Source organism: Microbacterium sp. RURRCA19A, from assembly GCF_900156455.1.
Classification (GTDB): Bacteria; Actinomycetota; Actinomycetes; order Actinomycetales; family Microbacteriaceae; genus Microbacterium.
This window is the reverse complement of record NZ_FTNQ01000001.1, coordinates 1249982-1275825: the sequence shown is the minus strand read 5'-3', so window position 1 is coordinate 1275825 and position 25844 is coordinate 1249982. Positions and strand designations below refer to the sequence as shown.

The 25844-nt window shown below is 71.4% G+C and carries 23 protein-coding genes and 1 riboswitch; of the genes, 7 read left to right on the top strand and 16 right to left on the bottom strand.

The features are described 5' to 3' along the window. Nucleotides 1-105: 105 nt before the first annotated feature. From BW982_RS06105 to BW982_RS06090, 4 genes are all read right to left on the bottom strand, one after another. Nucleotides 106-846, bottom strand: coding sequence for a L,D-transpeptidase family protein (locus tag BW982_RS06105; RefSeq protein WP_076491116.1), 741 nt, complete (start codon nt 844-846; stop codon nt 106-108). After that, the gene (locus tag BW982_RS06100) at nt 843-1505 is read right to left on the bottom strand and encodes a peptidoglycan binding domain-containing protein (RefSeq protein ID WP_076491115.1); all 663 of its coding nucleotides are present in this window, start codon (nt 1503-1505) and stop codon (nt 843-845) included. Before BW982_RS06100 ends, BW982_RS06105 begins: the two co-directional genes overlap by 4 nt. 99 nt (nt 1506-1604) lie before the next feature. Then, nucleotides 1605-2969, bottom strand: a complete 1365-nt coding sequence (locus BW982_RS06095) for an FAD-binding oxidoreductase (RefSeq protein WP_076491114.1) — start codon at nt 2967-2969, stop codon at nt 1605-1607. Then, complete coding sequence (locus tag BW982_RS06090) at nt 2966-3352, bottom strand: YrdB family protein (RefSeq protein ID WP_083696525.1); 387 nt, start codon at nt 3350-3352, stop codon at nt 2966-2968. Before BW982_RS06090 ends, BW982_RS06095 begins: the two co-directional genes overlap by 4 nt. 94 nt (nt 3353-3446) lie before the next feature. Continuing rightward, a riboswitch (ZMP/ZTP riboswitch) is annotated at nt 3447-3532 on the top strand. Nucleotides 3533-3590: 58 nt separating this feature from the next. Between BW982_RS06090 and glyA the strand changes: the two genes are divergently transcribed. The 3 genes from glyA to BW982_RS06075 all read left to right on the top strand — a co-directional run bounded on the left by glyA (nt 3591) and on the right by BW982_RS06075 (nt 6623). Then, a complete protein-coding gene (glyA, locus tag BW982_RS06085) occupies nt 3591-4865 on the top strand; it encodes a serine hydroxymethyltransferase (RefSeq protein ID WP_076491113.1) in 1275 nt (424 codons plus the stop codon). 179 nt (nt 4866-5044) lie between these two features. Continuing rightward, nucleotides 5045-5929, top strand: coding sequence for a bifunctional methylenetetrahydrofolate dehydrogenase/methenyltetrahydrofolate cyclohydrolase (locus BW982_RS06080; RefSeq protein WP_076491112.1), 885 nt, complete (start codon nt 5045-5047; stop codon nt 5927-5929). 199 nt (nt 5930-6128) lie between these two features. Continuing rightward, entirely contained in the window at nt 6129-6623 is a 495-nt protein-coding gene (locus tag BW982_RS06075) for a hypothetical protein (protein ID WP_076491111.1), read from the top strand. 57 nt (nt 6624-6680) lie between these two features. Here BW982_RS06075 and BW982_RS06070 read toward each other — a convergent pair whose 3' ends face one another. From BW982_RS06070 to BW982_RS06045, 6 genes are all read right to left on the bottom strand, one after another. Beyond that, nucleotides 6681-7481: an aldolase/citrate lyase family protein gene (locus BW982_RS06070; RefSeq protein WP_076491110.1), complete on the bottom strand. Its 801-nt coding sequence runs from the start codon at nt 7479-7481 to the stop codon at nt 6681-6683. Next, the gene (locus BW982_RS06065) at nt 7466-8251 is read right to left on the bottom strand and encodes a fumarylacetoacetate hydrolase family protein (RefSeq protein ID WP_076491109.1); all 786 of its coding nucleotides are present in this window, start codon (nt 8249-8251) and stop codon (nt 7466-7468) included. The genes BW982_RS06070 and BW982_RS06065 overlap by 16 nt, the downstream gene beginning before the upstream one ends. A 122-nt stretch (nt 8252-8373) precedes the next feature. Further along, nucleotides 8374-9519 carry a 3,4-dihydroxyphenylacetate 2,3-dioxygenase gene (gene hpaD, locus BW982_RS06060; protein WP_076491108.1) on the bottom strand — a complete coding sequence of 382 codons (1146 nt, stop codon included), beginning with the start codon at nt 9517-9519 and terminating at the stop codon, nt 8374-8376. A 1-nt stretch (nt 9520) separates the two neighbouring features. Beyond that, nucleotides 9521-11035 carry a 5-carboxymethyl-2-hydroxymuconate semialdehyde dehydrogenase gene (hpaE, locus tag BW982_RS06055; protein WP_076491107.1) on the bottom strand — a complete coding sequence of 505 codons (1515 nt, stop codon included), beginning with the start codon at nt 11033-11035 and terminating at the stop codon, nt 9521-9523. Nucleotides 11036-11121: 86 nt separating this feature from the next. Further along, nucleotides 11122-11832, bottom strand: a complete 711-nt coding sequence (locus tag BW982_RS06050) for a GntR family transcriptional regulator (RefSeq protein WP_076491106.1) — start codon at nt 11830-11832, stop codon at nt 11122-11124. Continuing rightward, nucleotides 11832-13373: a fumarylacetoacetate hydrolase family protein gene (locus tag BW982_RS06045; protein ID WP_076491105.1), complete on the bottom strand. Its 1542-nt coding sequence runs from the start codon at nt 13371-13373 to the stop codon at nt 11832-11834. Before BW982_RS06045 ends, BW982_RS06050 begins: the two co-directional genes overlap by 1 nt. Nucleotides 13374-13494: 121 nt before the next feature. On the opposite strand from BW982_RS06045, the gene BW982_RS06040 reads away from it, so the two are divergent. After that, entirely contained in the window at nt 13495-14877 is a 1383-nt protein-coding gene (locus BW982_RS06040; RefSeq protein ID WP_076491104.1) for an MFS transporter, read from the top strand. A 148-nt stretch (nt 14878-15025) separates the two neighbouring features. Here the strand turns inward: BW982_RS06040 and BW982_RS06035 are convergent, their stop codons facing one another. After that, nucleotides 15026-15985: a hypothetical protein gene (locus BW982_RS06035; protein WP_076491103.1), complete on the bottom strand. Its 960-nt coding sequence runs from the start codon at nt 15983-15985 to the stop codon at nt 15026-15028. Between the two features lie 172 nt (nt 15986-16157). After that, entirely contained in the window at nt 16158-17810 is a 1653-nt protein-coding gene (locus tag BW982_RS06030; RefSeq protein WP_076491102.1) for a thiamine pyrophosphate-binding protein, read from the bottom strand. 319 nt (nt 17811-18129) lie between these two features. On the opposite strand from BW982_RS06030, the gene BW982_RS06025 reads away from it, so the two are divergent. After that, nucleotides 18130-19593 (top strand): aldehyde dehydrogenase family protein, encoded by a 1464-nt coding sequence (locus BW982_RS06025; protein WP_254845525.1) that lies wholly within the window; start codon nt 18130-18132, stop codon nt 19591-19593. Between the two features lie 193 nt (nt 19594-19786). Here BW982_RS06025 and BW982_RS06020 read toward each other — a convergent pair whose 3' ends face one another. Together BW982_RS06020 and BW982_RS06015 are read right to left on the bottom strand one after the other, a co-directional pair. Further along, nucleotides 19787-20602 carry a MoaF C-terminal domain-containing protein gene (locus BW982_RS06020; RefSeq protein WP_076491101.1) on the bottom strand — a complete coding sequence of 272 codons (816 nt, stop codon included), beginning with the start codon at nt 20600-20602 and terminating at the stop codon, nt 19787-19789. 81 nt (nt 20603-20683) lie between these two features. Further along, a complete protein-coding gene (locus BW982_RS06015) occupies nt 20684-22165 on the bottom strand; it encodes an APC family permease (protein ID WP_076491100.1) in 1482 nt (493 codons plus the stop codon). Between the two features lie 157 nt (nt 22166-22322). Between BW982_RS06015 and BW982_RS06010 the strand changes: the two genes are divergently transcribed. Beyond that, nucleotides 22323-23054 carry an SDR family NAD(P)-dependent oxidoreductase gene (locus BW982_RS06010; protein WP_076491099.1) on the top strand — a complete coding sequence of 244 codons (732 nt, stop codon included), beginning with the start codon at nt 22323-22325 and terminating at the stop codon, nt 23052-23054. 44 nt (nt 23055-23098) lie between these two features. After that, nucleotides 23099-23902, top strand: coding sequence for an SDR family NAD(P)-dependent oxidoreductase (locus BW982_RS06005; RefSeq protein WP_076491098.1), 804 nt, complete (start codon nt 23099-23101; stop codon nt 23900-23902). Nucleotides 23903-24050: 148 nt separating this feature from the next. On the opposite strand, the gene BW982_RS06000 is transcribed toward BW982_RS06005, so the two are convergent. Continuing rightward, nucleotides 24051-25007, bottom strand: coding sequence for an AraC-like ligand-binding domain-containing protein (locus BW982_RS06000; RefSeq protein ID WP_076491097.1), 957 nt, complete (start codon nt 25005-25007; stop codon nt 24051-24053). Nucleotides 25008-25122: 115 nt separating this feature from the next. Next, nucleotides 25123-25716, bottom strand: a complete 594-nt coding sequence (locus BW982_RS05995) for a TetR/AcrR family transcriptional regulator (protein WP_076491096.1) — start codon at nt 25714-25716, stop codon at nt 25123-25125. Between the last annotated feature and the right edge of the window lie 128 nt (nt 25717-25844).

Below are 25844 nucleotides of genomic sequence, written 5' to 3'. Positions count from 1 at the left end.
CGCCCGGCGCCTCAGCGGTGCGGAACGCGGGGGTTGCGCCGGTTGCCGTCGCAGAGACGACGAAGGGGCCGGATGCCATGGCATCCGGCCCCTTCCGCGGGTGGCTCAGTAGTGCACCGACACCTCGGTGCCGCGGTAGGCCCAGTCATACAGCTCTTTGGCCTGCGGGATGGTCATGTTGATGCAGCCGTGGCTCATCGGGGTGCCGAAGTTGTTGTGCCAGTAGGTGCCGTGGAAGCCCTCGTCACCGTTGAAGTACGACACCCAGGGCACGTCCTTGGTGCAGTAGTCGTATCCGGGGACGCAGCCCATGTTCTGCATCTCGGTCTTCCAGCCGATGCGGAAGTTCCCGGTGTGGGTGGCGTGATCGCCGGCGCCCGACGAGATCGTGTACGTGCGGTACACCTGCCCGTTCTGGTACAGCGTCGTCGTCTGCGTGCTCAGGTTGACGTCGATGCGGCGCTCGGTCTTGGTCGTCTCGAAGGGCGTCTCGGCGACGGCCAGGGCGAACTTCCCGTTGGCCTGGGCCAGCTGCGCGGCGAAGGCCGCGGCGATACCCGTCGTGTCGCCCAGTGAGCGGCCGGTCTGTCCCTCGGTCAGGGTCTTGATGACCTCGCCGCCGGTGTCGACGATGACGTCGGCGTTGACGGCGCCGCGGTCGATCTGGCCCGCGAGCCCGTCGACCACCTTCTGGATGCCGGCCTGATCGGCGGTGAGCGGGAAGTCGCCCTTGCCGTCGGAGGTGACGGTGAGCCACGACGCGGCCGTCGCACGGTCGACGGGCACCGTGCGCTCGTCGCCGATGTAGAAGCCGATCGTGTCGAGGATGCCGTTGAGGGCCGTCACGGCGGTGTCGGCCTCTCCGTGCTCACGGCGGCGTCGACCGGCACGAGCCCGGCCTTCACCGACGTCGTCGCCTCACCGGCGTCGAACGCGGACTGGAGCGCCTCCGTGACGGCCGCGACGTCGATGCCCTCACCGGCCTCGGCGGGAGTCGACACATAGGACTGCGAGACGGAGTCGAAGGCGACGGTCGCGTCGACGGGGGCGCGGTAGGTGCCCGGGGCCTTGTCGCGCAGCATCGCCGCGGCGGCAGCGGGGTCGACCTGGACCTCGACACCGGTGCCCGCCGGGAACCACGCCGCCGGCTTCCACATCGGGTTGTCGGCGAAGGCCTTCTCGGCGATCGCGGTGGCGTCGACGGTCGCACCGAGATCGGCGCCGGTGACGGTCACCTCGCCCGCGGGGCTCTCCACGGTCACCTCGGTCGTCGAGAGACGGGCCGAGATCGCCTGTGCCGCGGCTCCCGCGGTGAGGCCGCCGATCTGCACACCGGCCACCGAGGCGCCGGGGGCGATGAGCACGAGCGAGGCCGCGATGAGGGCGACCGCGGTCGCGCCCGCGGGAATGCCGATCCACAATCCCGAGCGGTTCTTCCGCTTGGCGGGCTCGGGCGGAGCCCAGGCGTAGGTGACGCCGTCGGTGCCGTTCGCGCCGTCGGTCATGAGTGAACCCCCCGGGAAAGTCAGTCTTTCCATGGTAGGCGGGCGCCCTTCATCCCAGCCGTGCGGTTTGTCACGTTCTGGTCACGCCGGGGGCGGGCGTCAGGCCGCGAAGACCTTGCCCGGGTTGAGGATGCCGAGCGGATCGAAGACGCGCACGATGTCGCGTTGCAGGCGCCACTGGTCGTCGCCGAGCTCGTCGGCGAGCCAGCGCTGCTTCAGCACCCCGATCCCGTGCTCCCCGGTGAGGGTTCCGCCCAGAGCGAGGGCGGCGCGGAACAGGTCTTCGGCGGCGGACCAGACGATCTCGGGAACGTCCGGGCCCTCGAAGACGAAGTTCGGATGGAGGTTGCCGTCGCCGGCGTGCGCAACGGTCGGGATCACCAGCGCGTACGCACGTTCGATCCGGGCGATCTCGTCGAACATGGCGGGAAGGGCGCTCCGCGGCACCGACACGTCCTCGATGAGCGTGGTGCCGAGGGTCTCCATCGCGGGGTGAAGGGCACGGCGCACCGCGAGCAACGCCTCTCCCTCGACGTCGTCGGCGGCCACAGCGACGCGGCCGCCGGCTCCGCGCAGGATCTCCGCGATCGCGTGGGCCTCCTCCGCCGCGGCCGGCCCGTCCGTCTGGATCGTGAGTTGCGCCGCGCCCGCCGGCGGTGCGGCGAGCGACAGCAGACGGTGCACGGCCGCGAGGCTCGTGGCATCCATCAGCTCCATGATCGCGGGCTGGATGCCGGATGCCGTCACCGCGGCCGACGCCACCGCCGCGGACCGGACGCCGTCGAACAGCGCCGTGAGGGTCACGCGCTCCCCGGCGATGAGGCGCCGCAGCTTCAGGGTGGCGCCGACGACGACGCCGAGGATCCCCTCGGACCCGATGACGAGCGAGGTCAGGTCGAGTCCGGTGACGCCCTTGACGCTGCGGTGGCCGAGGTGGAGGAGGCTGCCGTCGGCCCGCACCAGGTCGACGCCGAGCACCGCGTCGCGCACCACGCCGTACTTCGCGCACAGCAGTCCGCCGGCGCCGGTCGCGATGTTGCCGCCCACGGTCGAGATCGCGCGGCTCGCGGGATCGGGCGCCCACCACACCCCGTGGGGTTCGAGCAGCGCGTTGAGGTCCGCGTTCAGGATGCCGGGCTCCACCACCGCGAGCAGGTCGTCGGGGCGGACCTCGAGGACCCGATCCATGGCGCGCAGCGACAGCGAGATCTCGCCGCCGCCGGTGTTGGCGCCCCCGGCCAGACCCGTGCCCGCGCCGCGGGGCACCACGGGGGTGCGGGTCGCCGTCGCGATCCGGAGGACCGCCTGGACGTCGGCGACGGAGGCCGCGTGCACGACCGCGAGGGGAGTGCCGGACGCGGCGTGCCCGGACTTGTCGGCGCGCGCCGCGGTCAGCGCGGCGGGGCTGACGTCGACGCGGTCGCCGAGCTCGGCCCGGAGCAGCGCGACGACGTCGGCGCTCACGCCAGGCGCCGGCGGCCGTTCAACGCGCCGAACGTCACGGCGACGATCGCGAAGATCAGTCCGATCCAGGCCTGGCCCATGCTCCACCAGGCGATCGTCGCGGCGGCGTACACGAACAGTTCGACGATCGCGCGGACGAACGGGTGCACGGCGAGCACGGCGCGAGGCGAGACGAACAGCGCCCACACCAGGATCGCCAGGAGCGGCGCACCGATGCCGGCGACGATGTTCCAGGGGAACGGCCAGCCGGTGAAGCCCCAGATGGCCAGGGTGACGAACGCGGCGATGCCGCACAGGACGCTGCCGATCTCGACCGCCGTCGGGCGCGGGCGCATGCCGGGGGCGAGGGGCGCCTGCGCGCGGACGTGGGGAGTGTCGGTCACGCCGCCATTTTACGCGGGTGGCGGGCGGCGGCATCCGGGATACCTCGCGGACGAGCGACCCGCCCGGGCGCGTCGCAGGCGAAACCGGGTAGGGTGAGGGCGTCGCGACTGGCGTTGAGGTGGGGAACCACCGGGGAGCGACCGCTTGACGGTATCCGACCGCACGCCTGGGTCGGTGCGGTATCTCCGCGGACTCGCCCGAGCCTGCGGCATCCGGAACCATCGTCAAGGAGATCGCATGACCGATCCGTACTTCAACGCCCCGCTCTCGGAGGTCGACCCCGAGATCGCCCAGGTGCTCGAGCGCGAGCTCGACCGCCAGCGCGGTTACCTCGAGATGATCGCGTCCGAGAACTTCGTCCCCGTCTCGGTCCTGCAGTCGCAGGGTTCGGTGCTGACCAACAAGTACGCCGAGGGCTACCCGGGTCGCCGCTACTACGGCGGATGCGAAGAGGTCGACGTCGCCGAGGAGCTCGCGATCGAGCGCGCGAAGGCGCTGTTCGGCGCGGGGTTCGCGAACGTCCAGCCGCACTCGGGCGCGTCGGCGAACGCCGCCGTCCTGCACGCGATCGCCCGCCCCGGCGACACCCTGCTCGGTCTCGCCCTCGACCAGGGCGGTCACCTCACCCACGGTATGAAGATCAACTTCTCGGGCCGTCTCTATGACATCGTCGCCTACGGCGTCGACCCCGAGACCTCGATCATCGACATGGACGAGGTGCGCCGCCTCGCCCTCGAGCACAAGCCCAAGGTCATCATCGCCGGCTGGTCCGCGTACCCGCGTCAGCTCGACTTCGCCGCGTTCCGCGCGATCGCCGACGAGGTCGGCGCCCTGCTCTGGGTCGACATGGCGCACTTCGCCGGTCTCGTGGCCGCGGGCGTCCACCCGAGCCCGATCCCGCACGCGCACGTCGTCTCCACCACGGTGCACAAGACGATCGGCGGCCCCCGTTCGGGCCTCATCCTCACCAACGACGCCGACATCGCCAAGAAGATCAACACCGCGGTCTTCCCCGGCCAGCAGGGCGGCCCGCTCATGCACGTCATCGCGGCGAAGGCGACGGCGTTCAAGCTCGCGATGACGCCCGAGTTCAAGGAGCGTCAGGAGCGCACGCTCCGGGGCGCGGCGATCCTCGCCGACCGCCTGACCCAGGACGACGTCAAGAACGCCGGCATCGCCGTGCGCTCGGGCGGCACCGACGTGCACCTCGTGCTCGTCGACCTCCGCGAGGCCGAGATCGACGGCAAGCAGGCCGAAGACCTGCTGCACGACATCCACATCACGGTCAACCGCAACGCCGTGCCCAACGACCCGCGTCCGCCGATGGTCACGTCGGGGCTCCGCATCGGCACCCCGGCCCTCGCGACGCGCGGCTTCGGCGACGCGGAGTTCACCGAGGTCGCCGACATCATCGCGCTCGCGCTGATCCCCGGCGCCGACGTCGAGGCGCTGCGCACCCGCGTGGCCGCGCTCACGGCGGCTTTCCCGCTGTACCCCGACCTGCGGCAGTGAGCTCCGCCGGGGCGGGGTCGCGTGCCGGCCCCGTCTCGGCGAGCCCCGTCCGCGATAAACGCGATTCGCGGCGAGAAACGGCGTGCCACGTTGTTTCTCGTCGTAGATCGCGTTTATCGGAATGAGGCGCCGACCCACCTCGGCGCCGCACCGACACACATCACAGAACGAGGGATGCCATGACGGCGACGATTCTCGACGGCAAGGCCGCTGCGGCGGCGATCAAGACCGAGCTCGCCGAGCGGGTCGCGGCCCTGCGCGAGCGCGGGATCGTGCCCGGCATCGCCACCGTGCTCGTCGGCGCCGACCCGGCTTCGCAGCTGTACGTGGGCATGAAGCACAAGCAGTCCGAGGCGATCGGCATGAACTCGATCCAGGTCGAGCTCCCCGCCGAGTCCACGCAGGAGGAGGTCGAGGCGGTCATCGACGGCCTCAACGCCGACCCCGCGTGCCACGGGTACATCGTGCAGCTGCCCCTGCCGAAGCACCTCGACACCGACGCGATCCTCGAGCGCATCGATCCGGCGAAGGACGCCGACGGCCTCCACCCCACGAACCTCGGGCGTCTGGTGCTCAACGTCAACGCCCCCATCACGACGCCGCTGCCGTGCACGCCGCGCGGCGTCATCGAGCTGCTGCTGCGCAACGACTACGACCTGAAGGGCAAGGAGGTCGTGGTCGTCGGTCGCGGCGTCACGATCGGCCGCTCGATCGGGCTGCTCCTCACGCGTCGCGAGATCAACGCCACGGTGACGCTGACCCACACCGGCACCGTCGACCTGGCGAAGCACCTGCGCGACGCCGACGTCATCGTGGCCGCGGCCGGTGTGAAGCACATCGTGCGCGCCGAGGACGTCAAGCCGGGGGCCGCGGTGCTCGATGTCGGTGTGACGCGCGAGACCGACCCCGAGAGCGGAAAGAGCCGCGTCTTCGGTGACGTGCACCCCGACGTCGCCGAGGTCGCCGGCTTCCTCTCGCCGAACCCGGGCGGGGTGGGCCCCATGACGGTCGCGCTGCTGATGACCAACGTCGTCGAGGCCGCGGAGCGCGCCGCGGGTCTGTGATCCGCTGCCGTCGCGTCCCGCGCTCCGGAGAGTCGGGACCCTCGGGGCGGTAGGTCCGCGCTGGCGGCGGAAACGAGCGGAGTTCTCCGGAGCCCGGCACGACCGCGGACGGTGAACCACCACCCGACGCCGGCTGAACAGACGGAGCGCCGGGCGCAACGGGGAGGCGCTGACCGCGCGGACGTGTCAGAGTTCATTCATGACTGAGTCCGTGCTGAACGACCTCCTCCGCCGCGTCACCGACAGCGGCCTGCTCGACGAGCCGACCATCGACGAGGACACCGTCGTGGGCCTGGCCCACCTGGATGCCGCCGGCGTCGAGGTCGAGGTCGACCTCGACCCCGAGATCGACGACGTCGACGAGCCCGACGTCGACGCGATCATGACGTCGCTGTCCGACATCCTGTCGGTGAGCGAGGACCGCTGGCGCGCGATCGTCGACGAGGTCGCCACCGAGATCGAGGACGCGCTCGAGGACGACGAGGTCGACAGTGAGATCGACCTCCGCACCGACCTCGAGGCCGTGGGCGTCGGTGTCTTCGCGGACGCGATCATCGTGGTGTTCGCCGGGGCGACGTCCTTCCCCGACGCGCTGGTGCACGTGCAGCTGACGCCCGAGCTCGAGGTCGAGGACATCGAGATCGTCGGCGACGACGACGACGACGACGAGGACGATGAGGACGACGAGGACTGACTCGTGACGAGAGGGGCCGGACGCGATCGTCCGGCCCCTCTCGCGTGCGCGGCGTGCTCAGTAGCTGTCGCGGGACTCCGTGCGGGCGGCGACGAACCGGGCCGCCAGCGCCTCGGACGCGCGGGCCAACAGGGCGACGTCGGCGCCGACGGCGACGAAGTCGGCGCCCGCGTCCAGGTAGGCCTCGGCCACCAGCGGGTCGAACGCGTTCACCCCGACCGCGACACCGGCCGCGTGGGCGGCGTCGAACACGCGGTGCACGGCGGCCACCACGTCGGGGTGCGACTGCTGCCCCAGCAGCCCCATCGAGGCCGACAGATCGGAGGGGCCGACGAAGATGGCATCCACTCCCTCGACGGCCGCGATCTCGGCCGCGGCCTCGACGGCCGCCGCGGTCTCGATCTGCACCGTCAGCGAGACGTGCTCCGTGGCCGTGGCGAGATAGTCGTCGACGCGGTTCCAGCGGGCGCTCCGAGCCAGGGCGCTGCCGACCCCGCGGATCCCCGCGGGCGGGTAGCGCGTCGCCGCGACGGCGGCGCGGGCCTCCGCGGCCGTGGAGATCATGGGCACGATGAGGTTCTGCGCGCCGACGTCGAGCACGCGCTTTATCGTGACCGAGTCGTTCCACGGCACCCGCACGACCGGGGTGACGGGGTAGGCCGCGGCGACCTGCAGCTGCGCGAGCACGGATTCGAGCGAGGTCGCCGAATGCTCCATGTCGATGAGCAGCCAGTCCAGCCCCGACCCGGCGGCGATCTCGGCGACGGTGGCGCTCGCCGAGCACACCCACATGCCGGCAAGCGGGCGATCGGATGCCGCGAGCGCGGCGTGGAAGGTGGAGGTCAGACGAAGCGACACGTGACGGTTCCCATCGGTCCGAAGTCGCACGACACGTCGTCTCCGCGCGACACCCACATCGGGCGCGTGAACGATCCTGCCAGGATGATCTCGCCCGCCTCTAGGCGCGCGCCGTGCTGGTGGAACTTGTTCGCGAGCCAGGCGACGCCGGTCGCGGGGTGGCCGAGGACGCCCGCGGCGACCCCGGTCTCCTCGATCTCTCCGTTGCGGCTGAGCACGCCCGGCACCCACCGCAGGTCGATCTCGTCCGGGTGCTTGTGCACGTCGCCGAGCACCATCGCGCCGTAGGCGGCGTTGTCGCTGATCGTGTCGACGATCGTGCGGCCCTCGAGCTCGATGTGCGAGTTGAGGACCTCGAGCGCCGGCACGGCGTAGTCGATCGCGGCGAGGGCGTCCTCGAGCGTGCAGCCGGGGCCTTCGAGCGGCGTCCTCAGCACGAACGCGAGCTCGACCTCGATCCGGACGTTCGAGAAGTGGTCGACCGGGATGTCGTCGCCCGAGCGGTAGACGGTGTCGTCGAACATGACGCCGTAGTCGGGTTCGGTGATGCCGGTCGCCTGCTGCATCGCCTTCGAGGTCAGGCCGATCTTGCGCCCCACGAGGGTCCGGCCCGCCGCGATCTGCGTGTCGCGCCAGCGGCCCTGGATCGCATACGAGTCTTCGACCACGGCATCCGGGTACCGCGCGGTGATCCGCGGAATGACCGAGTGTGCACGGTCGGCCTCGGCGAGCTCGGCCGCGATGGCGTCGATCTGTGCGTCGGTGAGCATGTGTTCTCCTTGGTCGGTTTCACGAACCTCGTCCCACTTTTGGCGGAGCATGTCCCACCTTTGGCTGGTAGAGGGGCGCCCAACCAGCCATAAGCGGGACATGGGTCGGGGCAGCGGCGTGCTCAGAGCTGATTGCCCAGCTTGAACTCGCCGTCGCGCTCCTCCGGGGCGCGCGTGTAGCTGAAGCCGTCGGCGCCGATCGTCACGGCCATCTCGCTCGCGTCGGTGCGGGCGCGCACCGGCTGCGGGTTGCCGTCGAGGTCGAGCACGAGCGAGCCGTCGGTGTACCAGGACGGCACGACGGGGTTGCCCCACCAGTCGCGGCGCTGGTTGTCGTGCACGTCCCACGTGACCACCGGGTTGTCGGGGTCGCCGGTGTAGTAATCCTGCGTGTACACCTCGACGCGGTGGCCGTCGGGGTCGCGCAGGTACAGGTAGAACGCGTTCGAGACGCCGTGGCGGCCGGGGCCGCGCTCGATGGCATCCGATCGGCGGAGGGCGCCGAGCTTGTCGCAGATCGCCAGGATGTTGTGCTTCTCGTGCGTCGCGAAGCACACGTGGTGCATGCGGGGGCCGTCGCCGCCGGTCATCGCCGTGTCGTGCACGGTGGGCTTGCGGCGCATCCACGCGGCGTAGACGATGCCGTCCTCGTCCTGGATGTCCTCGGTCACGCGGAATCCGAGCGACTGCATGAAGTTCACCGCGCGGGGCACGTCGGGGGTGATCTGGTTGAAGTGGTCGAGGCGCACGAGCTCACCGGGGGAGTACAGGTCGTAGCGCCACGAGAGCCGTTCCTGGTGCTCGGTGTCGAAGAAGAACTCGTACGGGAAGCCGAGGGGGTCGACCACGCGCACCGAGTCGCCGATGCCCTTCGTGAATCCGTTCGGCTCACGGCGCACGTCGCAGCCGAGCTCGGTGTAGAACGCGACGGCTCTGTCGAGGTCGTCGGCCGAGCGCACACGGTACGAGAACGCGGCGACCGCGGCGACCGGACCCTGGCGCAGCACGAGGTTGTGGTGGATGAACTCCTCGGTCGATCGGAGGTAGATCGCCTCGTCGTCCTCCTCCGTGATGTGCAGGCCCAGGATGTCGACGTAGAAGACACGGGATGCCGCGAGGTCGGTGACCACGAGCTCCATGTAGGCGCAGCGCAGGATGTCAGGCGCGGGGGAGGAGGGGGTGGGGATGGGGTTGTCCGACTCGATCGGCGCCTCCTGCGAGACGAAGAACCCGGAGGAGGTGCGGGTCATCTGGCTGCGGTCGGTCATCTCAGGCTCCCTTGCCGAAGGTGGGGTTGTGGGCGGGGCCGAGCGTGATGTGCACGGCCTGCTGGTCGGTGTAGAAGTCGATCGAGCGGTAGCCACCCTCGTGCCCGAGGCCCGAGGCCTTCACGCCGCCGAAGGGGGTGCGGAGGTCGCGGACGTTGTTGGAGTTCAGCCACACCATTCCGGCCTCGACATTCTGCGCGAACAGGTGCGCTCGCTTCAGGTCGTTGGTCCAGACGTAGGCGGCCAGGCCGTACTTCGTGTCGTTCGCGAGGGTCAGGGCTTCCTCGTCGGTGTCGAACGGGGTGATCGCCACGACCGGGCCGAAGATCTCCTCCTGGAAGATCCGCGCGTCGGGGGCGACGTCGGCGAACACCGTGGGGCGGACGAAGTTCCCCTCCGGGAACTCCTCCGGGCGGCCGCCGCCGGCGACCAGGCGCCCCTCGGTCTTGCCGAGCTCGACGTACGACATGACCTTGGCGTAGTGCTCGGGGTGCACGAGCGCGCCCACCTCGGTCGCGGGGTCGTCGGGGTAGCCGACCTTCACGCGATCGGCCTGGGCGGCGTACCGCTCGACGAACTCGTCGTAGACCGAGCGCTGCACGAGGATGCGGCTGCCCGCGGTGCACCGCTCGCCGTTGAGGGAGAACACCCCGAAGATGGTGGCGTCGATCGCGGCGTCCAGGTCGGCATCCGCGAACACGATCGCGGGGCTCTTGCCGCCCAGCTCCATCGACAGCCCCTTCAGGAAGGGCGCCGAGTTGGCGAAGATCAGCTGCCCCGTCGAGCTCTCGCCCGTGAAGGAGATCAGCGGCACCTCGGGGTGCTTGACGAGGGCGTCGCCGGCATCCTCTCCGAGACCGTTGACGAGGTTGAACACTCCCTCGGGAAGCCCCGCTTCCTCGAAGATCCCGGCCCACAGCGATGCCGACAGGGGCGTGAACTCCGCGGGCTTGAGCACCACGGTGTTGCCGGTGGCGAGCGCGGGGCCGAGCTTCCACGACTCGAGCATGAAGGGGGTGTTCCACGGCGTGATGAGCCCGGCGACCCCGATCGGCTTGCGGTTGACGTAGTTCAGCTGGCGGCCGGGCACCTTGAAGGCGTCGTCGGTCTGGGCCACGATCAGGTCGGCGAAGAAGCGGAAGTTCTCGGCGGCGCGGCGGGCCTGACCGAGCGCCTGCGTGATCGGGAGCCCCGAATCGAAGGACTCGAGCTCCGCCAGCCGCGCGTCGCGCGACTCCACGATGTCGGCGATGCGGTGCAGCACTCGCGAACGCTCGCGCGGCAGCATCCGCGGCCACGGGCCTTCGGTGAACGCCTTCCGGGCGGCGGCGACGGCGAGGTCGACGTCGGCCTCCTTGCCCGCGGCGGCCCGCAGATAGGTCTGGTTGGTCACGGGGTCGAGCACGTCGAACGCATCGCCGTCGACCGAGTCGACGAAGCGTCCGCCGATGTAGTGCTGGATGCGATCCGGGAGATCGGCCGGGACCCGGCGGGCGGTGGTGAGCGGGGTGGTCATGCGAACTCCTTCGGTGGAAGAGGTGGATGCCGGTGGGATGCGACGGCGACGGCGGTGTCGCGGCGCCCGCGGTCACGGCATCCGGGTCAGAAAGCGGGGAGGCCGAGCACTTCGTCGGGGTGCTCGTGGGTCATGTAGGCGTCGAGGGTCGCGGAGCGGTGGCGGCGCGAGGCCTTCTCGATCTCGGCGAGCGGGGCGCCCCGCTCGATGAGGACGAGGATGTTCTCGTGCTCGCGCACGGACTCGGCGGCGCGACCGGGGACGAAGCTGAACGTCGAGTCGCGCAGGTGCCCGAGTCGGGCCCACTCGGCCTGGACGAGTTCGAGCATGCGCGGATTGGCGCACTTCTCGAACAGGATCGCGTGGAACTCCTGGTTGAGAGCGGTGAAGGCGCGCGGGTCGAAGTGCTCGAGCGTCTCGACCATCAGCTCGTTCACCTGGCGGGCGCGGCGCACGTCGTCGCTGGTGAGGGCGCGCGCCGACAGGGCGGTCGCGGCGCCCTCCAGGATGCTCAGCGACTGCATGCTGAAGCGGTACGCGGTGTCGTCGACCATCGACACGCGCGCGCCGACGTTGCGTTCGAACATCACCAGGCCCTCGGCCTCGAGCTGGCGGATCGCCTCGCGCACCGGGACGACGCTCATGCCGAGCTCTCCTGCGATCGTGCCGAGCACGAGCCGGTAGCCCGGCGTGAACTCCTGCGACGCGATGCGCTGCTTGATCCAGTGGTAGGCCTGCTGCGACTTGCTCCGGCTCTCGGCGCCGGTGTGCGCGGTCGCGGGGGACGTGGCATCCATCAGTTCTGCCTCTCGCTCTCGTAGCGGGCGCGCCATTCGGCGTTCATCGGGAAGAGCCCGTCGACGGGATGACCGGATGCCACCTGTGCGGCGATCCACGCATCCTCCTCCTCCTGGGCGAGCGCGGCGTCGACCACTTCCTCGGCGAGCGCCGGCGGAAGCACGATGACGCCGTCGCCGTCGCCGACGAGGATGTCGCCGGGCTCCACGGTGGTGCCGCCGCAGCCGATCGCGACGTCGGTCTCCCACGGCACGTGCCGGCGACCGAGGACCGCCGGGTGGGGACCTGCGGTGAACACCGGGATGCCGACGGCGGCGACCGCCTCGGCATCCCGGACGCCGCCGTCGGTGACGATCGCGGCAGCGCCGCGCGCGTGGGCGCGGATCGCGAGGATGTCGCCCAGGGTGCCCGAGCCGCGCTCGCCGCGGGCCTCGATGACCAGGACCTCGCCCTGTTCCACCGCGTCGAATGCGCGCTTCTGGGCGTTGTAGCCACCGCCGCGCGCGGCGAAGAGGTCTTCGCGGTGGGGGAGGAAGCGGAGCGTGCGGGCCGTGCCGACGAAGCGGTTGCCCGGGGTGAGGGCATGGACGCCGTCGATCGTGACGTCGTTCAGCCCGCGCGTGCGGAGCTGGCCGCTGAGGGCGGCGACGGGAACGCGCGCGAGCTTGGCGCGAAGTTCTGGGGTGAGGACGGGCCGGGTGTCGGGGGCGTTGAGAACAGGGGAATCGGTGAGAACAGGAGAGTCGCCGGCGGATCGTCCTGTTTCGGAACGATCGCCTGTTCTCGCGGCGGCGGCGGCCGCGGCCGAACCCCAGGCCTCGGTGCGCTGGGTGTCGTCGGCCGCCGGCAGGGAGCCGACCGCGCCGTCGAAGGGCCGGCCGCCCTGGACCACCGTGGTGCGGAGTCGACCGGTCGAGTGAATGCCGGCATCCACCTGCACCTCGACGACGTCGCCGGGGACGACCACCGACGAGCCCGCGGGGGTGCCGGTGAGGATGACGTCGCCGGTCTCGAGGGTGAAATGCTGCGACAGGTCGGCGACGATCTGCGCGAGCGGGAAGAGCAGGCCGGCGGTGGTGTCGTCCTGCACGACCTCGCCGTTCACCCAGGTGCGCAGGCGCAGCGCGGCCGGGTCCACCGCCCGCGCGTCGATGAGCGCGGGGCCGAGGGGCGTATACCCGTCGCCGCCCTTGGAGCGGACGTTGGAGCCCTTGTCGTTCGCGCGCAGGTCGTACAGGCCGAAGTCGTTCGCGGCGGTGAGGGATGCGACGTGGTTCCACGCGGCATCCGGGGTCACCCATCGCGCGGGCTCGCCGATGATCAGCGCGATCTCGCCCTCGAAGGCGAGCAGCTCGGTGCCGGCGGGGCGCTCGATCTCGGCGCCCGAGGCGGCGAGCGAGCTGGACGGCTTGAAGAAGTAGGACGGCGCCGCCGGGCGGCGGCCGCGTTGATCGGCGCGAGAGATGTAGGAGAGGTGGACGGCCATGATCTTGCCGGGACGCGCGCCGAGGACGGTGAACCGGTCGTCGATGTCGGTCATGGATGCTCCCTTGCGTCGTATCTGAAATCGTATACGATACGAACCACCCCAGCAACCTGCACCTCGTCGCCGACGACGACGACCGGGGTTGTGACGACGACGACGTCTCTAAGGAGTCCCTATGTCCCGCTCCCAGCCGCCGGGCTTCACGCCCACCGGCACCATCTCCACCTCGACGGACCGCCGCCGCGTGGTCTTCGCCACCGTGGTCGGCACCACCGTCGAGTGGTACGACTTCTTCCTCTACGCCTCGGCCGCGGGTCTCGTGTTCGGCCAGCTCTTCTTCGCCCCCGCCGGTCCCGGCATCGCGCAGATCCTGTCGTTCCTCACGGTCGGACTGAGCTTCCTGTTCCGTCCCCTCGGCGCCTTCCTCGCCGGCCACCTCGGCGACAAGTACGGACGCCGCGTGGTGCTGATGCTGACGCTGATCCTCATGGGCGCCTCGACCACCCTCATCGGCGTCCTGCCCACCTACGACGCGATCGGTGTCGTGGCCCCGATCCTCCTGATCCTCCTGCGCGTGCTGCAGGGGATCTCGGCCGGTGGCGAGTGGGGCGGCGCGGTGCTCATGGCCGTCGAGCACGCGCCCAAGACCAAGCGCAGCCTCTTCGGCGCCTCACCGCAGCTCGGCGTCCCCCTGGGGCTGCTGCTCGCCAGCGGAATGCTCGCCCTCATGGCGATCATCGCCCCCGGCGACGCGTTCCTCGCGTGGGGCTGGCGCGTGCCGTTCCTGCTGTCGTTCGTGCTGATCCTCGTCGGGTACTACGTGCGCAAGAAAGTCGAGGAGAGCCCCGTGTTCCTCGAGCTCGCCGAGCGCAAGGAGAAGACGCGGATGCCGATCGTGCAGCTGTTCCGCAAGCACGCGCTGCTCGTGCTCATCGCCGCGCTCGTGTTCGCCGGCAACAACGCCGTCGGCTACATGACCACGGGCGGATACATCCAGCGCTACGCGACCAACCCCGACGGCCCGATCGGTCTCGCCACGGCCGACGTGCTCGGCGCCGTGACGCTCTCCGCGGTGTCGTGGCTCGCGTTCACATGGCTCGGCGGCTGGATCGGCGACAAGATCGGCCGCCGCAACACGTACGTGCTGGGGTGGATCGCGCAGCTCGTCGGCGTCTTCCTGCTGTTCCCGCTGGTGAACACGGGGAGCATCGGGCTGCTGACGCTGGCGCTCGTCATCCTCACCGTGGGTCTCGGCCTCACCTACGGCCCGCAGGCCGCGCTGTACGCCGAGTTGTTCCCGGCATCCATCCGCTTCTCGGGGGTCTCGATCTCGTACGCGATCGGGGCGATCCTCGGTGGCGCGTTCGCTCCGACGATCGCGGAGGCGCTGGTCAAGGCAACGGGCACGACGATGTCGGTCACCTGGTACCTCGCCGGGATGACGGTGGTCGGCCTCGTCGCGACGCTGCTGCTGCGCGACCGCAGCGGCATCCCGCTCGGTCCCGACCACGAGGCCGAGCAGGAGGTCAGCCCGATCCGCGGGCTGTCGCGGGTCTGACCCGCGGCCGGCGGCCCCCGTCGCGCTCCGGTGCGGCGGGGCCGCCGTGCGCGGGCCCGCCCTCCGTTTGCCTGGGATTGTCGCCGGTGGGGGGTGCGGGGCGGCCATGTGCGGCAAGTGACCGAATGCCGTGGCTCGGCCGGCGGAGTCAGTCGGGGCGGGTTCGTGAGGCGAATGCCGCGTGCGCCCTCTCCACGAAGGGCGCACGGTGCCCGCCGAGGTCGGACTTGGTGACGCGGATGATGCGCCAGCCGACGTCGGCGAGCGTCTCGTAGCGCCGGATGTCGCGGGCCCACTGCCCCGGGTCGGTGAGGTGCTGCTCGCCCTCGTACTCGAAGCCCACCCTGCGCTCCGGATAGGCCAGGTCGACCAGCGCGAGCACCCTCCCGTTTACGACCACCGGCCAGTTCAGCGACGGCTCGGGGAGCCTTGCGGCAAGGAGGGCCAACCGCGTTTCGGTCTCTTTGCTGGACCGTGAGCGTGTGCGTACGAGGGACAGCGCTTCGCGCAGCGTGGCGGCACCCCGGCGGCGTCCCGCCTCGAGAGCTGCCGTGAGCTCGGCGATCGTCGCGAGCGCCGGTGGGTCACCCGAGCGCATCGGCTCGCGCACGAACGCGTCGCCGAGCGCGACGAGGTCATCTCGTCGCAGCAGGGCGCCCATCATCGCCCACGTGGTCGCCGGGCTCGTTGCTCGCAGGCCGCTCGCGGGCTCGGTGCGAACGCTCCCCATCGCGGCCGCGATCGACGTTCCGCGCACTCCGCTCGCACGCGAGGGCAGGAGCACGCCGACGTCGAGTGGGCGCTCGACCCGGCGGTTCGATCCGTCGCGGATGTGGAAGACCGACGAGGGCAACGGTGCGCCCCACAGCACCGCCGCGGCGACCAGACAGAAGAACTCACAATCCCGCATCCGCGCGGCGTACTCCGCCGATCGACGGCGAACGGATGCCTCGAACGCGTCCTCCGGTGGGGCCGAACGCGTCCGTACGCCGTGGAACGGGGCGGCGAGGTCGGCGGCGCGGAGCCGTCGCCGCGACACGCCGTGCTGCAACGCCGCACCGACCGAGAAGGACTCCGGCAGTTCGTCGGGCAGGGATGCGGCTCGCACCCTTGCAACGAGACACTGTCGGAGCGGCGCGTGGGCACGGCATCCGCGATCTGTGGAGAATGCCCGTCACCGTGCTCGCGTCGTTTGCCCCGCATGGTCGCCTCAGGCGTGCGGTGCCGACCATATGAGGCAAATGAGCACCGGCCGGGGAGGGTGGGGCGCCGCTCGGCGCCTACGAGTTCACCTTGATGATCTCGCGCTGGTACGGCGCGATCACGTCGCCGCTGATGCGCAGGTCGAGCAGCAGGAAAGGGCGCTCCTCGGGGTCGCGGGCCGTCCAGTCGGCCACGGCGTCGAGATCGGCGACGCCTCGCACGACCACGCCCTCCGCGCCGAAGCCGCGGGCGACGGCGGCGAAGTCGACCTCGGGGATGAGCATCGGCTCGCGGGCCAGCCCCTTCAGGCCGTACAGGTTGACTTCGGCGCCGTAGGCCGCGTCGTTCCACACGACGGCGATGCCGTGTCCGCGGGCGGAGCGCACGGCGCTCTCGAGATCGGCGATGGCCATGAGCCCGCCGCCGTCGCCGGTGGTGAGCACGACGGTGGACTCCGGGCGGGCCGCGATGGCGCCCGCGACCGAGGGGAAGCCGAGGCCGATCGACTGGTAGGCGGTGCCGATCATCATCACGCGGTCGGGGGAGGCGACGGGCCAGTACATGTTCGACCAGCCGAGGAAGTGCCCGCCGTCCGAGACGACGACGCGATCCTCTGGCAGCAGCTCCGCGAGCCGCGCGGCGGCGGAGCGGGGGTCGAGGCGGCCGTCGGCGGCGATGCCGTCACCGGGCTCCTGGGCGCGCAGCGGCGCGATGTCGATGCGCTCGCGCCAGCCCGAGGCGGAGGCGCCGCGCGCGCGGAGCCGCTCGACGAGCGCCTCGGCCGCGATCGCGGCATCCGCCCGCACGAACCCGCCGACCTGCGCGTGGGTGGCGGTCGCGGTGACGTCGATCTGGAACACCGCGGTGTCGGGGGCGAAGAGCTCGCCGAAGCGCATCGTGAACTGGTTGAGACCCGCCCCGAAGACCACCGCGACATCGGCCTCGCGCACGAGCCGCATCGCGCCTTCGGCGCCGAAGCCGCCCGTGACCCCGAGGTCGTAGCGGGCGTCGGGGAAGATCCCCCGCCCGAGAGCGGTGGATGCCGTGACCGCACCGGTCGCTTCGGCGAGACGCCCGAGCGCGTCACCGGCGTGCGTGAGCCACGCCCCGCGACCGGCGAGCAGGAACGGACGTTCGGCGGATGCCAGGGCGTCGGCGATGCGGTCGAGGGCCGCCTCGGCGGCCGGTCCGCGCGGCGCGAGCGGGGCGGGCAGCGTCACCGTTCCGGCATCCGTAAGCGGACCCGCCTCGCGCGTGACGACGTCGTACGGGATCGCCAGCACGACCGGCACGCGGTAGGTCAGCGCGTGCTCGAGGGCGATGAGGACGGTGGCCGTGGCATCCCGATCGCCCACCGTGTAGGTGCGCACGCCGACCGCCGAGGCGAGCGCGACCTGGTCGACACCCCACGGGCGCGGCCCCGAGGTGGGCTCGTCGCCCACGACGAGGAGGAGGGGGATGCGGGCCTGGGCCGACTCGGCCAGCGCCGTGAGGGTGTTGGTGAACCCCGCGCCGTAGGTGGCGGTCGCGGCGGCGAGACGTCCCGAGGCGCGGTAGTGCGCGTCGGCGGCGACCACTCCGCCGGACTCGTGCCGCATCGCGGTGAAGGGCAGGTCGGTCTCGCGGTGCAGCACGTCGAGGAAGTGCGCGTTTCCGTTGCCCATGACGCCGAAGACGTGGTGGAGGTGGCGGGCGAGGGTGTGCGCGACGTGGGCGGAGACGGAGGGCATGGCGCGGCCTTTCGAGACAGGGACGGGAATGATCCGTATGTGTCTCGCGCCGTGTCGCGCTACGTGCCCCTTTTTCGAGCAGCGACGCACGGCCTCGTGCGCCTGACGAGGCGATCATATACGATCGCGCGGGTCGTGTGGTGGGGCGCGGCGGCGTCGTGTGGTGGGGCGCGGCGGCGTTCCCGCGCCGCGGGGCAAGCGGGCACGGCCGGTCATGCCCCCCGCACGCGCGGACAAGCGCGGCGCGCGCTCGCGGCGGAGGCTGACGGGAGACGGGCCTCGCGCACCACGGCCCGGGACACGAACCGAAGGAGCCGAGATGTCCGATCCCACCCCCGCCCTGGCCGACCCCGTGATCGACACGGCCGCGCCCGACGCCGACGACCTCGCCCTGCTGGCGCGCGTGCAGGCTCCCGAGGGCCAGGGGCGGGAGATCCCGGATGCCGCGACGCGCGAGGTGATCGGCCGAGCGCCGGTGCACACCGTCGCCGACGTCGACGCCGCCGTGGCCCGCGCCCGTGCGGCGCAACCCGCCTGGGACGCCCGCGGCCACGCGGACCGCAGCGCTCTGCTGATGGCCGCGGCCGATCGCGTCGAGGCGAACGCCGAAGCCCTCGCCCGTCTGCTCTCTCGCGAACAGGGCAAACCCCTCGACGGGCCCAACGCGCGCTTCGAAGTGGGCGCTTGCGCGGCATGGCTGCGGGCGACCGCCGCCACCGCCCTCGCGCCCGAGGTCGTCGTCGACGACGGAGAGACCTACGCCGAACTGCACTACCGTGCGCTCGGCGTCGTGGCCGCGGTGGGCCCCTGGAACTGGCCCATGATGATCACCGTCTGGCAGATCGCCCCCGCGCTGCGCATGGGGAACACCGTCGTGGTCAAGCCGAGCGAGTACACCCCGCTGAGCGTGCTGGCCCTCGTGGAGGTCCTCAACGACGCGCTGCCCGACGACGTGCTCATCGCCGTCTCGGGCGACCGCGACGCCGGGGCGCGTCTGGTCGCCCACCCGGACGTCGACAAGGTGATGTTCACCGGCTCGACCGCGACCGGTCGCAAGATCATCGAGAGCTCGGCGGGCAACCTCGCCCGCCTGACTCTCGAGCTCGGCGGAAACGACGCCGGCATCGTGCTGTCCGACGTCGACCCCGCGGGCATCGCCGAGGGGCTCTTCTGGGGCGCGTTCATCAACACCGGTCAGACGTGCGCGGCGCTGAAACGCCTCTACGTGCACGACGACGTCTACGACGCCGTCGTCGATGCGCTCGCCGAGTACGCCGCGCACGTGCCGATGGGGCGCGGGCTCGACGCGGGCACGGTGCTCGGCCCGCTGCAGAACGCCCAGCAGTTCGACATCGTCGACCGACTCGTCGCGGATGCCAAGGCCTCCGGGGCTCGTGTGGTGCTCGGCGGCGGGCCGGCCTCCGATCTCGGGGAGCTGTTCTACCGCACGACGATCGTCGCCGACATCACCGATGGAGTGGCGCTCGTCGACGAGGAGCAGTTCGGTCCCGTCCTCCCGGTCATCCGGTACCGGGACGTGGAGCAGGCCATCGCGAGCGCGAACGGCCTCGACGTCGGCCTCGGCGCATCGGTGTGGTCGAGCGACCGCGACGCCGCACGCGAGGTGGCCGCGCGCCTGCAGGCGGGAACCGTGTGGATCAACTCCCACGGCGGCGTGCACCCGCTCGTCCCCTTCGGCGGGGTGAAGGGTTCGGGCTACGGCCTCGAGTTCGGCGTCGAAGGCCTCAAGGCCCTGGGGGTGCCCCAGGTCATCAACGGCTGAGTCTCCCGCGCAGAAAGCCGCCGGTCCCCGCGGGGTCGGCGGCTTTCTGCGCGTCCGGCGTTCGGCTTCCCGCGCGTCGCACGCCCCGGGCCGCTCAGCCGAGGTCTCCGCCTCCCGAGGCGGCACCCACGCGGCGGGGAAACGCACGAGAGCCGCGTCCCGACGATGGACGCGGCTCTCGGCGACACCCGGCTCAGCGCTGCAGCGGCCGCGCCGGGTCGTACTCGGCCGGGTGCACGGTGTTCGACAGCAGTCGACCGTGCGCTCCGAACGTGAAGTGGGTGGCGCCCGCGCCCGACTCGTCGGCGCCGAACAGAACGCCGTGCGCGCGCAGCGCCTTCTGATCGCGGTGGTCGGCGATCGTCACCGAGCCGCACGGGATGACCTTCTCGCGCCACGTGAACACGTAGATGCCCGGCCGCACCCGCCACACGGTGTTCTCGTCGGTGTCGGCGAGCCCCTGCTCGGGGCCGGCGAGGCACTGCCAGGTGTACCAGTGCGGCGAGAGGTAGACGTGCTCGTAGGCGTGGATGCCCGAGTACACCCACAGCACACGCCGGCCGATCAGCTCCTCCGTGGGTGCCGGCGCCTCGCCGCTCGCCTCGAGTTCGGTGATGCGCGCGGGGTGGAAGCTCATCTGCACGGCGGTGCGTCCCGGGGTGGCGGTGCCGAGCAGGCTCCGCACCGTGAGGGCGTAGCCGCTGCGCAGGTCCAGGATCAGGGTTACCGCCTCCTCGGGGTGCTCCGCGGGGGTGAACTGGGCGTAATACAGCCCCTCGTCGACCGCGATGACCTCGACATCGTCGCGGCCGGTCTCGGCTCCGCGCGCCCAGGCGACGGCATCCGTGTCGAAGGCGTAGACGGCGCGTTCGCCGGTCTCATCGACGGTGGTGAAGCGGTGACCGGCGAGGTCGTGGCTCGGGTCGGCTTTGGCGGCGTCGAAGCCGGGCGCGAGCCCGTCGAGCGGCAGCCAGGTGCGGGTGTCGGACAGGTTGAGGGTGTCGGTCATCGTGCGATCACTTTCTCTGGGGAGCGGGGGAGGGATGCCACGGCCCCCGACGCGGTCCGTCGCAGGCCGTGGCATCCGGGGTCAGAGTCCCGGCACAGGGTCCTTGCCCTTCTCCGCCGAGGCGACGTTGAACGCTTCGAGGTCGTCGCTGAGGGCGGCGTACACGGCGGGCCGGCGGCGGCGCAGCACGGCTCCGTAGACGATGCCGCCGATCACGGCGGCCACCAGCAGCAGCGGCATCGCGCGGATCGCGGGCTCGCTGGAGCCGGCGACGACGTCGAAGTTCGCCACCGCGAGCACCACGATCACGGCCAGGGCGAGGAAGCCGACGCCGGGGGCGATCAGCGTGCTCCACCAGCGGCGGTCGCCGCGGCGGCGGAAGAACACCACGATCGACAGGGCCGCCAGCGCCTGCAGCACGATGACGGCGAGGGTGCCGAAACCGAGCATCGCGGGTACCAGGTTCAGGATCGGGTCGAGTCCGGCGAGGGCGAAGAGTCCGGCGACGATCGCGGCGAAGGCGGCCTGCACGATCCCGGCGACCTGCGGAGCGCCCGAGGCGCGGGTGCGGGCGAGGGCGAAGGGCAGCACGCGGGCGCGGCCGAGGGCGTAGAGATAGCGCGTCGCGGAGTTGTGGAAGGCGAGCATCGCGGCGAACAGGCTGACCAGCAGCAGAAGCTCCATGACGACCGTCAGCTGCGGGCCGAGGTAGGTCGCGGCGAGGCTGAAGATGAGGTCGCCGGTGGCGAGGTGCTCCTGCGCCGTGCCCTGGGCCTGGGCGACTCCGGTCGCGCTGACCACGGCCCACGTCGTCACGCCGAGGATCACACCGATCGCGATGATCGCGGTGTAGGTGGCACGGGGGATGGTCTTCAGCGGGTTGCGGGCCTCTTCGCCGAAGAGCGCGGTCGCTTCGAACCCGAGGAAACCGGTCGCCGCGAGCAGCAGACCGATCGGCAGCGAGCCGGAGAACACCGCCTCGGGGGAGAAGGCGCCGAGGTCGTAGCCGGTCTGCACGAGCACGGAGATGTCGAAGACGACGAGCATGAGCACCTCGAGCACCAGGGCGACGCCGAGCACCTTCGACGAGAAGTCGACGCCGGTGCGGGCCATCACGAAGCACACGATGATCGACAGCAGCCCCCACAGGTACCAGTGCATGTCGAAGCCGGTGAGCCCGGCGATGATCGACTGCATGAAGAAGCCGCTGGTCCCGATCGTGCCGACGACGAAGAAGTTGTAGCCGAGGGTCGCGATGAGTCCCGCGATGAGCCCGCCCGTGCGTCCGAGCCCCTTGACGACGAACGCGTAGAACCCGCCCGCATTTACCAGCTGCTTGGACATCTGCGCGTAGCCGACGGCGAACAGCAGCAGGATCACCGCGATGATCAGGAACGACGCGGGCGTGCCACCCCCGTTGCCGAGCGCGATCGCGAGCGAGGCGACCACGACGATGCCGGTGAGGGGCGCGACGGCGGCGAGCACGAGGAATACTATTCCCGCCACGCCCAGAGCGCCGCGCTGCAACGCGGTCGAGGAGCCGGCGGAGGTCGAGTCGGTCATGGCATGTCCTTCGGGTTCGGGTTCCGAGCGGGCGCGTCGGCCCGTTGCAGCGATCTTGCTCCGATCGTCGTCGGTGGACTTGACCGCGGGCGAGGTGGCCTGTTGCGTGCGTGCAGGGACGGATGCCGAGCGCTCGGCCCGGGATCAGGATGAGCGCATGGACCTCCGACTGACCTCTCATCGAGCCCTCGTCACGGGCGCGGCCGGCGGAATCGGCCGCGCGGCGGTGCACGCCCTGAGCGCGGAGGGGGTGCGGGTCGCGGCGGTCGACCGCGATCCGCGTGTGCGGGACGTCGCCGCCACGGCATCCGTCGCCGATCTCACCGATCCGGACGCCGCGACCGCCGCCGTCGAGGAGTGCGCGCGGACGCTGGGCGGGCTCGATGTGCTGATCCTGGCGGCCGGGATCTCGGGGCCGGTCGGCACACCGCTGGAGCACACCGCGCTCGCCGACTGGGAGCGCGTGTTCGCCGTCAACGTCACGGGCGCCTTCCTGGTGCTCCGCGCGGCTCTGCCCTGGCTCCGGGCGTCGGACGCCGCGTCGGTCGTCGTGGTGGCGAGCGACTCGGCCCTCGTCGCGACCCCCGGCATGCTGCCGTACGGCGCGTCGAAGGCGGCGCTGCTGCAGTTCGCGCGGGCGGCGTCCGTGGAGATGGCGGCCGACGGCATCCGGGTCAACGCGGTGTGCCCGTCGATCGTGGACACCCCGATGAGTCGCGGGGATCTCGAGCTGCCCGACGGTTTCGGCAGCGCCGGGTATCCGGTGCAGACGGCGGGCGAAGTGGCCGATCAGATCGTGCTGCTGGCCTCGCCGCGGCTCCGCCCGGTGTCGGCGGCGACGTGGATGTCGGATTTCGGTGTGAGCGCGCGGTCGGGCTTCCCCGCATGAGCGCGGACGCTGCCCGGCGGAAGCCCGGGCGGAAGGAGGAACGGATGGATGCCGACCTGAACGGTCAAGTGGTGCTGATCACCGGCGGGGGCACGGGTATCGGTGAGGCGGTCGCGCGGCGTGTCGCCCGCGAGGGTGCGCACGTGGTGGTGACGGGGCGCCGGCGCGAGCCGCTCGAACGGGTCGCGGCCGCCGTCGGGGGCACGGCGATCGCCGCGGATGCCGCCGATGCGGGCGAGGTCGCGGCGCTGGTGGGTCGCGTGCTCGAACTCCACGGACACCTCGACGTCGTCGTCGCCAACGCCGGCGGCCACGGCTTCGCCACGGTCGCCGACACCGACGACGCCGCATGGGAGAGCGCGCTGCGCGCCAACGTCACCACGGCGTTCGTCGTGGTGCGCGCGGCGCTTCCGGCCCTGATCGCCGCGCGGGGACGGGTGGTCGTGATGTCGTCGATCGCGGGCCTCGCGGCGGGGCCTTCGGTCGCGGGCTACACGGTCGGCAAGCACGCGCTGATCGGGCTCACCCGTTCGCTCGCCCGCGACTACGGCCGGCACGGCGTGCGCGTGAACACGGTGTGCCCCGGCTGGGTGGCGACCCCGATGGCGGACGCGGAGATGGACGCCTACGCGACGGCGGCGGGAGTGCCCGACCGTGCGGCGGCCTACGCGCGCGTGACCCGCGACGTGCCGCTCGCCCGTCCCGCGCAGCCGGAGGAGATCGCCGCGATCGTGCGGTTCTTGGCCTCCGACGAGTCGTCGTACATCACCGGGGCGACGATCGTCGCCGACGGCGGGGCGCACATCGTCGACGTTCCGACGATCGCGTTCGACCACGTCGGGATGTGAGGGCGGGGGCTCGGCCTGCGCTGCTGTGCGCCATGCCGCGCCGGACCATGTCCCACTTTCGGCGGGTGGGAGGCTTCGCAGCCGACCTTTCCTGGGACATCGTCCGTCAGAAGTGGGACGCGGGGGCTCGGCCGCGCACCGGCCGGCGTCAGCGCCCCGCGCGGCACTCGCTCGGGGAGAAGCCGAACGCCGTCTTGAAGGTGCGGCTGAAGTGCGCGGCATCCGGGAATCCCCACCGCGCTCCGATCGCCGAGACCGACTGGTCGGCGAGCAGCGGGTCGGTGAGGTCGCGCCGGCAGCGTTCGAGCCGCCGCGACCGGATGAGCGCGGCGACCGTGGTGCCCTGTCCCTGGAAGAGCGTGTGCAGGTGCCGGGTCGAGATGTAGTGCGCCGCGGCGATCGAGCCGGGGGAGAGTTCGACAGCGTGCAGGTGGCTGTCGATGTACTCCTCGACCCGGCGACGGGTGGCCGCGTGCGGGTCGGTCGCCGCGTCGTCGTGGCCGAGCTCGTGGGCGTACACGGTGGTCAGCAGATCGAGGGCCGTGTGCACGAGGCGCGATCCCGACGGGCTCGCGACCTGGTCGAGGTGCGTGCCCAGTTGGGCGAGGAACGGGGCGACCACACCGCCGAGGCCGCCGTCGCCCGCCACGCGCACGGCCGTGAGCTGGGCCAGTGCCGACGAGGGGAGGGGCAGCGCGTGAGGGGCGAACATCGTGACGATGGTGCGGAAGTCACCGCTGAAACACAGGGTGTAGGGCCGTGACGTGTCGTACACGGCGAAGTCGCCGGGCCGCAGCAGAGCTTCCCGTCCGTCTTGGATGAGCAGGCCCGTCCCGGCGAGCATGAGGCTCATCTTCACGGCGGGTCCGTCGGCGCGGGCGATGAGGTCGGGCGTGCGCTCGACGACGTGCGGCGATGCGGCGACGGAGCTGACGTGGATGCCGTCGGCCGAGGCGGCACGGATGCTGCCGCGGAAGCGGTCGGGGTCGGCGGCGCTCACGTGCAGCGGCACGAAGCTGTCGTCGACGGCGGCGCGGAAGGCGGCCAGGTCGGCGGCGTGGACGGCGGTGACACCGGATCCTGGCCGGTTCGTGACGATCGACATGGGAGACCTCCTCGTTTCCCTCGGCATCCGGCTCCGACGTCCTTTTTATCCGACGCTTGTAGAGCCAAAGTTTCCCGAATATTACCCCGATGTATCGGATGCCGCGAGAGGTCTCTCAGCGCAGCATGTCGACGAGTGCGTCGACGGTGGCGCGCATGCGCTGGTCCCGGGCCGTCTCGGGCAGCAGGATGCCGTTGGACTGCATGCCGTTGATCGCGTGCAGGATCGCATCGCTCACCGCCTGCACGTCGAGGCCGTCGCGCACCTCGCCCTGCTCCCGGGCCTCGGCGACCATCTCGGCGAACGCCTGCTGCCACTCGCGCATGAGGCCGCGATACATCTCGGCCAGCGCAGGATCCGCGGCGGCGTATTCGAGGAAGGCGATGACGATGCGCGCCTCGAGCGCGCGCTCCTCGTCGAGGGGCGCGGTCTCGAGCAGGAAGGCACGGAGGGCCGTGAGCCCGGTCGACCCGGTCCGGGCGCGGTGGGCGGCTACCCGCGCATTGGTCGCGGCGAACACGTGCGCGAACGCGGCGGTGAGGATCGCGCTCTTGTCGGGGAAGTAGTGCGTGACGCTGCCGTTCGCCAGGCCCAGTTCGCGCGCGAGCTCGCGCATGGTCGTGGCCTCGATGCCGCGTTCGGCGATCAGGCGCCACGTCGCCAGCACGATCTCGTGTCGGCGGGCCTCGTGGTCGACGAGTCGGGGCACGGGCTTCCTCCCTGGTCGTGGTCGGATGCCGCGGGGATCGGCCCGACCGGCTCACCCTATCCGCCGCGACAGACGGGGCGATCAGCGCCGCTGCGCGCTTCGCGCAACCTCAACGGTTCGCGCATCCT

What these genes read in the sequence shown, in the direction of transcription:
- BW982_RS06020 (WP_076491101.1), bottom strand. Translation starts at nt 20,602, where the DNA reads ATGACCGACACCCTCAACCTGTCCGACACCCGCACCTGGCTGCCGCTC.
- hpaE (WP_076491107.1), bottom strand. Translation starts at nt 11,035, where the DNA reads ATGACCACCCCGCTCACCACCGCCCGCCGGGTCCCGGCCGATCTCCCG.
- BW982_RS06025 (WP_254845525.1), top strand. Translation starts at nt 18,130, where the DNA reads ATGTCCGATCCCACCCCCGCCCTGGCCGACCCCGTGATCGACACGGCC.
- BW982_RS06005 (WP_076491098.1), top strand. Translation starts at nt 23,099, where the DNA reads ATGGATGCCGACCTGAACGGTCAAGTGGTGCTGATCACCGGCGGGGGC.
- BW982_RS06050 (WP_076491106.1), bottom strand. Translation starts at nt 11,832, where the DNA reads ATGGATGCCACGTCCCCCGCGACCGCGCACACCGGCGCCGAGAGCCGG.
- BW982_RS06010 (WP_076491099.1), top strand. Translation starts at nt 22,323, where the DNA reads ATGGACCTCCGACTGACCTCTCATCGAGCCCTCGTCACGGGCGCGGCC.
- glyA (WP_076491113.1), top strand. Translation starts at nt 3,591, where the DNA reads ATGACCGATCCGTACTTCAACGCCCCGCTCTCGGAGGTCGACCCCGAG.
- BW982_RS06065 (WP_076491109.1), bottom strand. Translation starts at nt 8,251, where the DNA reads ATGCTCACCGACGCACAGATCGACGCCATCGCGGCCGAGCTCGCCGAG.
- hpaD (WP_076491108.1), bottom strand. Translation starts at nt 9,519, where the DNA reads ATGACCGACCGCAGCCAGATGACCCGCACCTCCTCCGGGTTCTTCGTC.
- BW982_RS06000 (WP_076491097.1), bottom strand. Translation starts at nt 25,007, where the DNA reads ATGTCGATCGTCACGAACCGGCCAGGATCCGGTGTCACCGCCGTCCAC.
- BW982_RS06080 (WP_076491112.1), top strand. Translation starts at nt 5,045, where the DNA reads ATGACGGCGACGATTCTCGACGGCAAGGCCGCTGCGGCGGCGATCAAG.
- BW982_RS06045 (WP_076491105.1), bottom strand. Translation starts at nt 13,373, where the DNA reads ATGACCGACATCGACGACCGGTTCACCGTCCTCGGCGCGCGTCCCGGC.
- BW982_RS06015 (WP_076491100.1), bottom strand. Translation starts at nt 22,165, where the DNA reads ATGACCGACTCGACCTCCGCCGGCTCCTCGACCGCGTTGCAGCGCGGC.
- BW982_RS06100 (WP_076491115.1), bottom strand. Translation starts at nt 1,505, where the DNA reads ATGACCGACGGCGCGAACGGCACCGACGGCGTCACCTACGCCTGGGCT.
- BW982_RS06040 (WP_076491104.1), top strand. Translation starts at nt 13,495, where the DNA reads ATGTCCCGCTCCCAGCCGCCGGGCTTCACGCCCACCGGCACCATCTCC.
- BW982_RS06030 (WP_076491102.1), bottom strand. Translation starts at nt 17,810, where the DNA reads ATGCCCTCCGTCTCCGCCCACGTCGCGCACACCCTCGCCCGCCACCTC.
- BW982_RS06075 (WP_076491111.1), top strand. Translation starts at nt 6,129, where the DNA reads ATGACTGAGTCCGTGCTGAACGACCTCCTCCGCCGCGTCACCGACAGC.